The 11,985-nt window shown below is 71.3% G+C and carries 13 protein-coding genes; 2 read left to right on the top strand and 11 right to left on the bottom strand.

Annotation, left to right across the window (positions count from 1 at the left end; all coding sequences use genetic code 11):
* Window positions 1–122: 122 nt before the first annotated feature.
* The 4 genes from ABD793_RS24825 to ABD793_RS24810 all read right to left on the bottom strand — a co-directional run bounded on the left by ABD793_RS24825 (window position 123) and on the right by ABD793_RS24810 (window position 4,886).
* The gene (locus ABD793_RS24825) at window positions 123–1,511 is read right to left on the bottom strand and encodes a glycine--tRNA ligase (RefSeq protein WP_344864255.1); all 1,389 of its coding nucleotides are present in this window, start codon (window positions 1,509–1,511) and stop codon (window positions 123–125) included.
* 90 nt (window positions 1,512–1,601) lie between these two features.
* Window positions 1,602–2,237 carry a class F sortase gene (locus tag ABD793_RS24820; protein WP_344864015.1) on the bottom strand — a complete coding sequence of 212 codons (636 nt, stop codon included), beginning with the start codon at window positions 2,235–2,237 and terminating at the stop codon, window positions 1,602–1,604.
* A gap of 857 nt (window positions 2,238–3,094) precedes the next feature.
* Complete coding sequence (locus ABD793_RS24815) at window positions 3,095–3,733, bottom strand: class F sortase (protein ID WP_344864013.1); 639 nt, start codon at window positions 3,731–3,733, stop codon at window positions 3,095–3,097.
* Window positions 3,734–3,737: 4 nt separating this feature from the next.
* Entirely contained in the window at window positions 3,738–4,886 is a 1,149-nt protein-coding gene (locus tag ABD793_RS24810) for a hypothetical protein (RefSeq protein ID WP_344864011.1), read from the bottom strand.
* Window positions 4,887–5,222: 336 nt separating this feature from the next.
* Between ABD793_RS24810 and ABD793_RS24805 the strand changes: the two genes are divergently transcribed.
* Window positions 5,223–5,678, top strand: coding sequence for an ArsR/SmtB family transcription factor (locus tag ABD793_RS24805; protein WP_344864253.1), 456 nt, complete (start codon window positions 5,223–5,225; stop codon window positions 5,676–5,678).
* Between the two features lie 2 nt (window positions 5,679–5,680).
* Window positions 5,681–6,097, top strand: coding sequence for a Fur family transcriptional regulator (locus tag ABD793_RS24800; protein ID WP_344864009.1), 417 nt, complete (start codon window positions 5,681–5,683; stop codon window positions 6,095–6,097).
* Window positions 6,098–6,100: 3 nt separating this feature from the next.
* Here ABD793_RS24800 and ABD793_RS24795 read toward each other — a convergent pair whose 3' ends face one another.
* From ABD793_RS24795 to ABD793_RS24765, 7 genes are all read right to left on the bottom strand, one after another.
* The gene (locus ABD793_RS24795; protein WP_344864007.1) at window positions 6,101–6,940 is read right to left on the bottom strand and encodes a TIGR03943 family putative permease subunit; all 840 of its coding nucleotides are present in this window, start codon (window positions 6,938–6,940) and stop codon (window positions 6,101–6,103) included.
* The gene (locus ABD793_RS24790) at window positions 6,937–7,956 is read right to left on the bottom strand and encodes a permease (protein WP_344864005.1); all 1,020 of its coding nucleotides are present in this window, start codon (window positions 7,954–7,956) and stop codon (window positions 6,937–6,939) included. Before ABD793_RS24790 ends, ABD793_RS24795 begins: the two co-directional genes overlap by 4 nt.
* A gap of 161 nt (window positions 7,957–8,117) precedes the next feature.
* Window positions 8,118–8,537, bottom strand: a complete 420-nt coding sequence (locus tag ABD793_RS24785; RefSeq protein WP_344864003.1) for a hypothetical protein — start codon at window positions 8,535–8,537, stop codon at window positions 8,118–8,120.
* The gene (locus tag ABD793_RS24780; protein ID WP_344864001.1) at window positions 8,534–9,355 is read right to left on the bottom strand and encodes an isoprenyl transferase; all 822 of its coding nucleotides are present in this window, start codon (window positions 9,353–9,355) and stop codon (window positions 8,534–8,536) included. Before ABD793_RS24780 ends, ABD793_RS24785 begins: the two co-directional genes overlap by 4 nt.
* Window positions 9,356–9,383: 28 nt before the next feature.
* Window positions 9,384–10,160: a DNA repair protein RecO gene (recO, locus tag ABD793_RS24775; protein ID WP_344863999.1), complete on the bottom strand. Its 777-nt coding sequence runs from the start codon at window positions 10,158–10,160 to the stop codon at window positions 9,384–9,386.
* 49 nt (window positions 10,161–10,209) lie between these two features.
* On the bottom strand, window positions 10,210–10,704 hold the full coding sequence (locus tag ABD793_RS24770; protein WP_344863997.1) for a CD225/dispanin family protein: 495 nt from the start codon (window positions 10,702–10,704) through the stop codon (window positions 10,210–10,212).
* A gap of 45 nt (window positions 10,705–10,749) precedes the next feature.
* The gene (locus tag ABD793_RS24765) at window positions 10,750–11,814 is read right to left on the bottom strand and encodes an RDD family protein (protein ID WP_344863995.1); all 1,065 of its coding nucleotides are present in this window, start codon (window positions 11,812–11,814) and stop codon (window positions 10,750–10,752) included.
* Window positions 11,815–11,985 lie beyond the last annotated feature (171 nt).

The raw sequence follows: 11,985 nt of genomic DNA, 5'->3' as shown, positions 1-11,985 counted from the left end.
ACCCGGAACGCCACGCCGAGCGTCACGACGTGACCATGACAGGTGTCAGGGGCCCGGCGGGGACAATGCCGAACGGCCCCTCCCCGCCGGGCAGCGGGAAAGGGCCGTTCGGAATCCGGTCGTCAGCAGCCGAGCAGCCGCCCGGCCAGATAGGACTCCACCTGGTCGATCGCGATGCGCTCCTGGGTCATGCTGTCGCGTTCGCGGACCGTGACCGCCTGGTCCTCCAGTGAATCGAAGTCGACCGTGACGCAGTACGGGGTGCCGATCTCGTCCTGGCGGCGGTAGCGGCGGCCGATCGCCTGTGCGTCGTCGAAATCGACGTTCCAGTGCCGGCGCAGGCGGGTGGCGAGGTCGCGGGCCTTCGGCGAGAGGTCGGAGTTGCGCGACAGCGGCAGCACCGCGACCTTGTACGGCGCCAGCCGCGGGTCGAGGTGCAGCACGGTGCGCTTGTCGGTACCGCCTTTGGCGTTTGGCACCTCTTCCTCGTCGTACGCATCGACCAGGAACGCCATCATCGAGCGGCCGACACCCGCGGCAGGCTCGATCACGAACGGGCGGTAGCGCTGGCCCGAGGCCTGGTCGAAGAACGACAGGTCCACCCCGGAGTGGTTGGAATGCGTGGTGAGGTCGAAGTCGGTGCGGTTGGCGATGCCCTCCAGCTCACCCCACTCCTGGCCGGCGTTGAACGCGAAGCGGTACTCGATGTCGACGGTGCGCTTCGCGTAGTGCGACAGCTTTTCCTTCGGATGCTCGAAATGGCGCAGGTTCTCGCGCTTGATGCCGAGGCCGGTGTACCACTCGGTGCGGGTGTCGATCCAGTACTGGTGCCAGCGCTCGTCCTCGCCCGGCTCGACGAAGAACTCCATCTCCATCTGCTCGAACTCGCGGGTGCGGAAGATGAAGTTGCCCGGCGTGATCTCGTTGCGGAAGGACTTGCCGATCTGGCCGATGCCGAACGGCGGCTTCTTGCGCGAGGCGGTCTGCACGTTGAGGAAGTTGACGAAGATGCCCTGTGCCGTCTCCGGGCGCAGGTAGTGCAGGCCCTCCTCGGTCTCCACGGCACCGAGGTGGGTCTTGAGCATCATGTTGAAATCGCGCGGCTCGGTGTACTTGCCGCGGGTGCCGCAGTTCGGGCACGGCACGTCGGACAGATCGTCCTCGGTGGTCGTCTTGCCGGTGCGCGCCTCGAAGTCCTCGGCGAGCTGGTCGGCACGGAACCGCTTGTGGCAGGAGAGGCACTCGATCAGCGGGTCGGTGAACACGTTCACGTGACCGGAGGCGACCCACACCTGACGCGGCAGGATCACCGACGAGTCGAGACCGACCACGTCCTCGCGGCCCTGCACCACGGTCTTCCACCACTGGCGCTTGATGTTGTCCTTCAGCTCCACCCCGAGCGGCCCGTAGTCCCACGCCGACCTGGTGCCGCCGTAGATCTCTCCCGACGGGAAGACGAAACCACGGCGCTTGCACAAACTGACGACGGTATCGATGGTGTTGGCGGGCACTCCACGCTCCGGACGCATGCGGGGACGGTTATCGGACTGACCGGTTCAGCCTATCCGGCCGTCCCCGCACCGCTGCGCGCAGGCCGGATGTCAGGGATGGCTGACCAGCGAGGCCGTCACGACCCGGTTGTCGTCGTAGCCTTCGGTGCCGCCGACGTAGTCGCCGCCGCAGGTGACGAGCACCAGCCGGTGCGGGCCCTCCGGCGAGAACAACTTCGCGGACTCGGTGGCAAGAGCCGACTTGTGCACGGTGCGGACCTCGTCGATCCGGTAGCCCCAGTGCGCGCCCGCGCGGTCGGTGACGGTCACCGTCTGTCCCTGTTTCACTTGCCACAGCTGCATGAACGGACCGGTCTTGCCTTTCCAGTTCACGTGCCCGGACAGCAGGGTCACGCCTTGCGCGGCACCGACCCCGGAACCCCACCAGGCGGCCTCGCCGAGGCTCTGCGGGATGACCAGCGCACCGTCGTCGCCGACCTGCTCCGGCACGAGTTTCGCGGTACCGCCGGTGGGCAGCGCCACGGTGCCCGGCGGTCGCCCGGGATCGGGTCGTTCCCCCTGCTGCTGCTGCGACGACGCGAGCGTGCCACCCGCCTGCGGCGCGGCAGCGGAGTCGTCCTGTCCGCTGAAGATCAGCACGGCGGCGACGATCGCCACCACCACGACGGCCGCGGCGGCGATCAACACCCCACGAATGCGCGCGGTCCGGTTCTGTATGCCTTGCATCGTGCTCCCTGGTTCCGGCGGTTCCCTCACCGGACACATGCCACCGGACACCGGCGGGGTTGCATCGGGTTTTCACACCGGTAAGCCCGTGCCCGAGCCGGGCGCAGCCGGCCCGGCGCAGCCAGCCCAGGCCGATCCCTCCGCCCGCGCCGATCAACCCAGGACCAGTCTTTCCGGCCGGGACGGTGCCCCCCCCCATCAACTCGACGCCAGTCCAAGGGAGCCAGTCGCGGCAGGTCAGTCCCGGCAGGGCAGGTCAGTCCCGGCAGGTCAGTCCCGGCGGCTCAGTCACGGCGGGCGGGTCAATCCGGGCCGGGCAGGTCAGTCCCGGCAGGGCAGGTCAGTCCCGGCAGGGCAGGTCAGTCCGGGCGGGTCGGGCCAGGGCCGGTCTCGACGCGGCCAACCCTGCCGCGCCGGTCGGCCTGGCTGCCTGCACCGACCGGCCCCGGGCCAATCCAGGCGGGTCTGTCAGGCAGCCCTTCCGGGGCGGTCGGACCGAGGCGGGTCAGCCCGGCCGGAGTCGGGCAGCCCGGAGCCGGTTCGGGCAGGCCAGCCGAGCCGGTCAGGCCGCCCCTGCCGGTCAGCCCAGGAACCAGGTCGGGCGGGCCAGAGTCAGTCCAAGCCAGTCAGCCCAGCCCAGCCAAGTCAGTCAGTCAGTCAGTCCAAGCCAGTCAGCCCAGCGCAGCCAAGTCAGTCAGTCCAAGCCGGTCAATTCCAAGTCAGGTCGACCTGCAGCGCATCTATCCGGGCCGGGCTAGCCGCGGCCGGTCCGTCTGCGGTCCGGCAATCCGGGGCGGTCCGTCTGCGGCCCGGTAATCCGGGGCGGTCCGTCTGCGGCCCGTCGATCCGGGGGCGGGTCAATCCGGGCGGGACACCAGGGCTGCGGTGACGAGCCGGTTCTCGTCGTAGCCCTCGGTGCCGCCGACGTAGTCGCCGCCGCAGGTGACCAGGACCAGGCGGTGCGGGCCGGTCTGGACGAACCACTGCGGTGCCTGCGCGGGCAGCTGCTCCTTGCCGAGCGTCACCGCGCCGGTGACCCGGTAGAGCCAGCGGCCGCCGGAGGAGTCGACGACGCTCACGTTGTCGCCGGTGCGCACCCGCCACAGGTCGTCGAACGGGCCTTTCGCACCGGCCCAGTTCACGTGCCCGGACAGCACGGCGGCGCCCTGTTCCGCGCCGAGCCGCGCACCCCACCACGCGGCATCGCCGAGCCCACGCGGGATCGGCAGCACGCCGTCCGCGGTCACCTCGGTGCGCCGCAGCCGGGCCTCGGACCCGTCGGGCAGCCGCACGCTGCCCGGCCGCTGCTGCCCGACCGCCTGCCCGTCCGCGGGCAGTTCTGCAGGCGCGGCGTCCTCGCCCGGCAGCGAACCCGGCGGCGGGACGGCCGCCGCCGTCGGGGCCGGGGCGGGCACCCAGGTCAGCACGATCACGCCGGCCGCAAGCGCCAGCACGGCGATCACCGCGGAGACGGCGGCAAGGACGCGGTGCCGCACCGTCCTACTCGCCGCGGGAACGGGCGCTACGGCGACGGCCGAACACGATCGCGAGCGAACCGAACACGAGCCCGCCGCCGAGCAGGCCGACACCAAGCGGAACCCGCAGGTCGTCCGACGGCGCGGCCGCGGCGCCGAGGTACCCGGCCGGAACCTCGGTGGGCACCGACGGCTGCTGCGTGGTGGCACCGGTGCCGGTACCGCCCGCGGCGTTGGGCGTGAAGTTCTTCGGGATCGAGCAGCTGGCCCCGCCGAGCACGATGGTGGTCTGCACGTCCTGCAGCTGGGTGTCGTTGTCGTCGTGCGCATGGGTGGTGATCTGCAGCCGCCAGCCCGCCTGGGCGGTGACGTCGCCGGAGCGCCAGCCGTCCTGCTTGACCAGCTGGTCGAACGCGGTGACCCGGGAAACCACGACGTCCGAGCGCGTGGTCTTGGCACTGGCCCCGGGCACCTCGCCGGGCGCACCCATCCGGAGATTGGCCAGCCGCAGCGAATTCCCGCCACCCGGCATGGCGGCCTGGCGCAGCTGATCGTCTTCGCCGCGCACCCAGAGCCGGGCGAGCGAGGTGCTGCCGGACACCTTGCCCGGTGCCGCGCAGTCGACCGCGGTGCGGGCGCCCTCGAGCACCAGCACCGTGTTGTCCACCGGCTTGGCGCCGCCCCGGGTGTTGTCACGCAGCGCGTAGTTGGTCTCGGCCGACGCGCTGGGCACGTTGGTCCCCTCCAGCGTCGCGACGACCTGGTGGTCCCGGCTCGCGACGCCGGCCGGATAAGGGCTTTCCGCCGGACGGGCGTACTTGCCGAGATCGATCTCGTAGTTGCCGCCGAAGGTCTTGCGTTCACTGTCGTCCTTCGGCACCGCCACGCGGTCGGTGCCGAGCCGCGACTGGCCGGGGGTGAGCGGCGACCGCTGCGTCTCGGTGATCAGCGCGCCCCCGTGCTGCGGATCGCCGCCGAGCCGGACCGACGCGATGTTGGCGAACGACACCGGACCGGTCTTCTCGTCCACGGCCGGTGCGCCCGGCGCGGTCTGCGCGCCGGCAGCGGTGGCCGACACCGCGAGCACCGGCACCGTCGCCAGCGCCGTCACCAGTACTTTCGCCACCGTCTTCGGCCCGGCCGCCGCCCCGGTCCTGGTCCCCAAACGAGTCATGTTCTCCCCACTGCCCTCCGGCTCGTCCCGAGCGGGTCGCCAGCATACGAGCAGCGGCGAAACGCCCCCGCGACAACCTTGCCCGCTCCACCCCCGCTTGCGAAGCCGACGGGCCAATTCCCATCGAACTCACCCGATCGGGTGAGCACGGTCGTCGCGCGGCCGACCCGGTGATCGCCCGGTCCGGCGACCGGGAACACTACGATGGAACGCACCGTTATCGGCAATGACATCCGCCTTCGGAAACGGCGGCCGGCTTCCCGCGGCGCCCCCGGCGTGGCGGCAGGACGCGAGTGGAGGCACGCGATGAGACCGGCGAGCACTGGCGCCCTCTCGATGGACCCGGTCACCGGCCCGGCGGGCGGCGCCGGCCTGCCCCTCGGCCAGGCGGCCTCCGCCGCCGACAGCACCGACCGGCACCGCGGGCACGACGGGCACGAGACCGGCACGCACGACCAGGCCGGACCGCACGCGGCGGCCCCGGTGGAAGACGGCACGGCCGGGGTTCCGGCGGCCGCGCTCGCCGACGCGGGCGAGCTGCTGCGGGCACTCGCCGCACCGGTGCGGATCGCGATCGTGCTGCAGCTGCGGGAGGCCGATCGGTGCGTACACGAGCTGGTGGACGCACTCGATGTCGCGCAGCCGCTGATCAGCCAGCACCTGCGGGTACTCAAGACGGCCGGTGTGGTGCGCGGCGACCGGCGCGGGCGCGAAGTGGTGTACCGGCTGGTGGACGACCACCTGGCGCACATCGTCGTCGATGCGGTGACCCACGTGCAGGAAGGGAAGTGACGATGTCCCAGGTCTCCAAGCCGGTGCCGGTGCCCGGCCGCCGCGCCACGAAACAGCGGGCGGCGGTGGTCGAGCTGCTCACCACCGTCAACGACTTCCGCTCCGCCCAGGAGCTGCACGACGAGCTGCGCAAACGCGGCGACGGCATCGGGCTGACCACGGTGTACCGCACTCTGCAGTCGCTGTCCGAGGCGGGCGAGATCGACGTGCTGCGCACCGGTTCCGGTGAGGCCGTCTACCGGTTGTGCTCGTCGCACCACCACCATCACCTCGTCTGCCGCGTGTGCGGCCGCACGGTGGAGGTCGAGGGCCCGGCCGTGGAGCGGTGGGCGGAGAAGATCGCCGCGGAGCACGGCTTCACCGACATCGGCCACACCGTGGAGATCACCGGCACCTGCGCCGAGCACGCGGCACCCTGATCGTCAGTACTCATAAGGATCCTTGGGCGCGCTGATCCGTTCGACCGTCGCCGGGACGAGGTCGGGCGTGTAGCTGTTCGCCTCGGACGCGGTGCCCGGCACGACCTGCCCGGTGACCCGCAGCCAGGTGTCACTCGGGAACCGCTCGGCACCACCGCCGGAGAGGTGCACCGTGACCGGCGACGCGTCCGCCGCGCAGCAGCTGATCACCAGCCGGGCCAGCAACGTCCGGCCGCCGGTCTGCACGACGAAGCCGGAAACCTGCACGGTGCGGCCGTTCAGCGTGCCGGTGGAATCCCAGCCTGCCCGCGTGACGACCTCGTTCATCGCCATCGGCACCACCGCACCGGCAGGCAACGGCGGGAACGCCGACGCCGCCGTGGTCGCCGCGCTCTGCGGCACCCTCGCCTCGGTCCGGGTGACCGAATCCGCCCCGAGCGCCGGTGGTGCGACCAGGAACACCGCGAGCACCGGCACCACGAGCAACCACGCCGACCGCACCGGATGGTGGTGCCCGTGCGCGTCGCCGGCCGGATGCCCGGCGGCCGGACCGGCCACGTCCGCAGGCGCCGGATCGGCCACCGACGCCGGGTGGCCGTGCGGGTCCGCAGCGACGACGGCGAGGTCCGGCCCGGCCTGCGCGGCCGCCTTCGCCGCGGCGCGGGCACGCAGCAGGTCACTCACGATGGCAGCCGCGCCGAGCAGCACCATCACCGTGCCGCCCACGATGATCCACGGCTGCTGGGCCGGTTTGACGTAACGCAGGTAGTCGCCGTTGACTGCGATCTTCACCAGGGCACCGCCGAGCAGGATCAGCAGCACGTTCTGGGTTTCCCGCCTCATCGCCCGCTCCCGAGGAAGACCAGTCCGGAAATCGTGCCGCAGGCGAGCGCCACGACAAACGTGACCGGCGCGAACCGGGCCGCGAAGGACCGGCCGAACGTGCCCGCCTGCAGGGCGAACAGCTTCACGTCGATGGCAGGGCCGACCACCAGGAACACCAGCTTCGGCAGCAACGGCACCGCGGAGAGCGACGCGGCCACGAACGCGTCCGCCTCACTGCACAGCGCGAGCACCACCGCCAGCACCGCCATCACCAGCACGCCGATGACCACCTGCCCGGACAGCACCCCGAACCACTGCGCAGGCACCAGCACGTTGAGCGCCGAGGAGATGAGCGCGCCCAGCACGAGGAACCCGCCCGCCTCGACCAGGTCGGTACGCGCAGTCTCGGCGAACACCTGCCAGCGCCGGCCCGGCGCCACGTCCGGCAGCCGCCGCAGCGCCCGTTCGGTGATCCACGACAGCTTGCCCCACCGCGCCCAGACCCAGCCCATCACCATCGCCGTGACGAGCGAGCCCGCGAACCGCGCGAGCACCATTTCCGGCCTGCCCGGGAACGCGACCGCGGTGGCCACCAGCACCACCGGGTTCACCGCGGGCGCGGCGAGCAGGAAGGTCAGCGCGGCCGCGGGTGCCACGCCCTGTCCGATCAGCCGCCGCGCCACCGGGACGGACGCGCACTCGCACCCGGGCAGCGCCACCCCGGCCAGACCGGCCACGCCCACCGCCGCCGAGGTCCGGCGCGGCAGCACCCGTTCGAGCACCCTCGCCGGGACGAACGCCGCGATCGCACCGCTGATCAGCACACCGAGCACCAGGAACGGCAGCGCCTGCACGCACACCGCGACGAACACGGTCGAACCGGTGCGCAGCGCGGGCACGTCGAACAGATCCTGGAGCCGGCTCTGCGCGAGGATCGCGACGAGCAGCACGGCGCACAGGATCTCGATCGAACTGAGCCGGAACCGCCGCGTGCGCGGCGGTTTCCCGGTGGCGTTGCCGGAAATGGTTTCCACGACGGCGATGATGCCAGCCGACCCCGACACGACGCCGTCCGCAGGTGCCGCGAGAGGGACGGTCGCGCCCGTTTCGCGCGGAAGTCACCCGTTCGAGGTCGGCAAACCGGTCATTCCACACCGGTGCCGGGCACCGGACCCGGAGACGGAACGCCCCGCGGTCAGCCCTGCACGCCGGGCAGTTCCGCCCGCAGCTGGGAAGCCGTGGAGACAACCAGCATCAGCAGCGTTCCGAGCGGAGACGGTTCGATGCCCTCCGCCGGGAAGGCGTAGCGCAGGGTCACGTCCACGCCGCTGTCGGTGTGGCCGACGCCGAGCGTGCCGAACAGGCCCTGTCCGGCCCGCTCGGCCACCGCGACACCGAGCGCCGGGTCGTCCGGCAGGTCCCAGCCGACCACGCAGGTCAGGCTCAGCACGGTGAGGCCGTCGGCGAGCCGGGTGGCCTGCACGACGCAGGGCACGTCGCCGTGGGTGAAGGTGATCGCGCCGTCGTCGTCGACGTGCACTTCGAGGTAACGCTCCAGCGCCTCGCGCGCCCTGGTCAGCAGAGCGCCGGTCTCGGCTGCTTCCGCGGTGCTCACACGCCGCTCCCCTCGGACTGGTCCACGGCCGCGCCGAAACGGCGGTCGCGACGGGCGAATTCGAGACAGGCGCGCCACAGGTGGGTCCGGTCGAAGTCGGGGAAAAGCGTGTCCTGGAAAACCATCTCCGCGTACGCCGACTGCCACAGCATGAAGTTCGACGTGCGCTGCTCGCCCGACGGGCGCAGGAACAGGTCCACGTCCGGCATTTCCGGCTGGTACAGGTACTTCGCGACGGTGCGCTCGTCGATCTTGTCCGGCTTGACCTTGCCGGCCACCACGTCCTGGGCGATCCGGCGCATCGCGTCGCCCAGCTCGGCACGGCCGCCGTAGTTGACGCACATGGTCATGTTGAGGTGCGTGTTGTTCTTGGTCTTCTCTTCGGCAACCTGCAGCTCTTTGATCACGCTCGCCCACAGTTTCGGCCGGCGGCCTGCCCAGCGGATGCGCACGCCGATCGAACCGAGGTAGTCCACCTGGCGGCGGATGGTGTCCCGGTTGAAGCCCATCAGGAACCGCACTTCCTCCGGGCTGCGCTTCCAGTTCTCGGTGGAGAACGCATACACCGAAAGCCATTTCACGCCGAGTTCGACCGCGCCGCTCGCGACGTCGATCATCACCGCCTCGCCGCGTTTGTGCCCCTCGATCCGCGGCAGGCCACGCTGGTTGGCCCAGCGGCCGTTGCCGTCCATGACGAGCGCGACGTGCTTCGGGACCAGCTCACGAGGGATCTCCGGCGGTTTCGCGCCGGAGGGATGCGGATCCGGTGCCCGCAATTCGTATCCCGACGCCCTGCTCTCGCGTCCCCTGCGCAGCACTTCGCGGCCTCCTGCCGAGTGGGCTTCCCTACCCGGGTGACCCTACTTGCCCCTGCGCGGCGGCCTCCCGGGCACGCCGTTCCACGAGCGGCAGCGACCGCAGCTGCCGCTCCAGATGCCACTGCAGATGGGCCGCGACCAGGCCGGAAGCGTCGCGGCGGGTGATACCGGGCGCGGCCTCGGCCACCGTCCACGCACCCTGCAGCAGCGCGTCCAGCAGGGTGAGCACCTCGGGTGCCGGATGCACCGATCCGGCGATCCGGCAGTCCGGGCACATCGAACCGCCCGCGGCGACGTTGAACGCGGCATGCGGTCCGGGCAGTCCGCAGCGGGCACATTCGGTGATCGCGGGCGCCCAGCCGGCGTAGGCCATCGCCCGCAGGAAGAACGCGTCGAGCACGAGTGACGGGTCCCGCTGTCCCTCCGCCAGCGCGCGCAGTGCGCCGACCATCAGCAGGTACAGCTTGAGCACCGGCTCGCCCTCCTCGGCCGACAGCCGGTCGGCGGTCTCCGCGATGGCGCTGGCAGCGGTGTAGCGCTGGTAGTCGGCGACCAGCGGCAGCGCGAACGCGTCCACGGTCTCGACCTGGGTGATCACGTCCAGCGTGCGCCCGGTGTAGAACTGCACGTCCACGTGCCCGAACGGCTCGAGCCGCGCGCCGAACCGCGACGAGGTGCGGCGCACCCCCTTGGCGACCGCGCGGACCTTGCCGTGCCGCCGCGTGAGCAGGGTGACGATCCGGTCGGCCTCGCCCAGCTTGTGCGTGCGCAGCACCACTCCGGTGTCGCGGTAGAGGTTCGCCACCCCGACATCGTCCCACTTCCGGGCGACATCGGGGTGGTGACACCCTGGTTCAGCAGTAAGAGCCGGTGCAGTAGTAGGTGTGCACCTCGGTCGCGGCGACGATCGCGATGATGATGAAGACGATCGAGATCGCGTAGGCGATGCTGCCGATGATGGTCGCGATCAGGCACAGCGTCTTCGTGGTCTGCGAGGCCTGCTGCGCCATCGCGTAGTTGCCCTGCATCTTGAACGTGCGGACCTCGTTCGACTTCATGATCGCGAAGATCGCGAGGATCCACATCAGGAAGATGCAGCCGATCGCCCAGCCCTTGTATTCCTTGATCTCGTTGAGGTCGCCGGGGGCTCCGGGACCGCCGCCGTAACCGGGCTGGCCGAAGGCCGCCTGCTGGCCGTAGGGCTGCCCGCCGTAGGGCTGTCCACCGTAGGGCTGCTGGCCGTAGGGCACCGGCTGGGCGCCGGACGGAGGGCCATAGCCGGGCGGCTGCTGACCGTAGCCGGGCTGCTGGCCGTAGGGCTGCGGCGGCTGCCCGTAGGGATTGGTCATGTCTCGGTTCCCCAACCTTCTCGTGCTCGTGCGGTATTCGGTGGATCAGGCCTGCGGTGGATCGCTCTTCGGGCCGGAATCGGTGCGGCCACCCGGGTTGATCATCTGGGTGGGCTCGGGCTGGTCGAACGGGGCCGGTGCCTGCTGCGGCTGCGCGAATCCCCCGGACGGCGGCTGCTGCGGCCGGCCGAATCCCTGCGGTGGCTGGGCAGGCTGACCGAAACCACCGGACGGCGGCTGCCCCGGTTGACCGAAACCCTGCTGCGGCTGGCCGAACCCGGCGGGTGGCTGGCCAAAGCCGGGCTGTGGCTGGCCGAAACCTTGCTGCGGCTGGGCAGGCTGACCAAATCCACCGGACGACGGCTGCCCCGGTTGACCGAAACCCTGCGGTGACTGGGCAGGCTGACCGAAACCACCGGACGGCGGCTGCCCCGGTGGTGGGAATCCGCCGGGCTGACCGTATCCGCCGGGCTGCGGCGGGGCCGGCGCCGACTCCACGGGCACCACCACAGTGCCGAGGATCTTGTCCGAGAACGTCTGCGCCCGGTCGTCCCACAGCGGCCACAGGAAACCGAGGTAGCAGGCCGCCGAGTCGAGGGCGTGCGCCAGATCGCGCACGAACGCCATCACCGCGCCGATCGGCTGTCCGGTCTGCTCGCTCACCAGCTTGATCCCGACGACCCGTTTGCCGAGCGACTGCCCGGTGTTGCCACCCTGGATCCAGCGGTTGTAGATCCCCCACCCGATGGTCGCGATCCCGCCGAGCAGGTAGAAGATCAGCGCGACGGTGGGCGAGATGAAGCCGAGGATGATCGCGATGAGATACAGCACGATGATCGCGCCGTAGTCGATCAGGAACGCACCGGCCCGCTGGCCCCAGTCCGCGTATCCGCCGGGCGGGCCGTACGGATTCGGGCCGCCGAACGGCGCGGGCTGGCCGTATCCGGGTGCCTGCGCGCCGAACCCTCCTGCCGGTGGCTGGCCGAATCCGCCTGGCTGCTGGGGAAAACCGCCCTGGGCCGGTGGTACGCCCGGCTGTCCGCCTGCCGGCGGCGCACCGTAGGGCGGACCCTGCGGCTGGCCCTGCGGCTGGCCGTAGGGACCGGTCATCGGGAATTCCCCCTCGTTGGTCGTTCACTCGCGCATGCGGCGGCCGCTCGGGTCCACCGTGGACGGCCGTGCGCGGAGCGTACTCGGTTACGCCGCGACCGGCCCATCCAGGCGGGTCCCCCGGTCGAGGGGACGGACCCCTTCGACGGGCCCGGCCCGGATCCGGTTCCC

This window comes from Amycolatopsis ultiminotia (assembly GCF_039536925.1).
GTDB classification, from domain to species: domain Bacteria; phylum Actinomycetota; class Actinomycetes; order Mycobacteriales; family Pseudonocardiaceae; genus Amycolatopsis; species Amycolatopsis ultiminotia.
Note: the sequence above shows the minus strand (reverse complement) of the source record. Positions and strands in the feature narration are given on the sequence as shown.

Coding starts and splice junctions, on each gene's coding strand:
- ABD793_RS24820 (WP_344864015.1), bottom strand. CDS start 2,237: ATGCAAGGCATACAGAACCGGACCGCGCGCATTCGTGGGGTGTTGATC.
- ABD793_RS24810 (WP_344864011.1), bottom strand. CDS start 4,886: ATGACTCGTTTGGGGACCAGGACCGGGGCGGCGGCCGGGCCGAAGACG.
- ABD793_RS24805 (WP_344864253.1), top strand. CDS start 5,223: ATGGACCCGGTCACCGGCCCGGCGGGCGGCGCCGGCCTGCCCCTCGGC.
- ABD793_RS24800 (WP_344864009.1), top strand. CDS start 5,681: ATGTCCCAGGTCTCCAAGCCGGTGCCGGTGCCCGGCCGCCGCGCCACG.
- ABD793_RS24795 (WP_344864007.1), bottom strand. CDS start 6,940: ATGAGGCGGGAAACCCAGAACGTGCTGCTGATCCTGCTCGGCGGTGCC.
- ABD793_RS24770 (WP_344863997.1), bottom strand. CDS start 10,704: ATGACCAATCCCTACGGGCAGCCGCCGCAGCCCTACGGCCAGCAGCCC.
- ABD793_RS24765 (WP_344863995.1), bottom strand. CDS start 11,814: ATGACCGGTCCCTACGGCCAGCCGCAGGGCCAGCCGCAGGGTCCGCCC.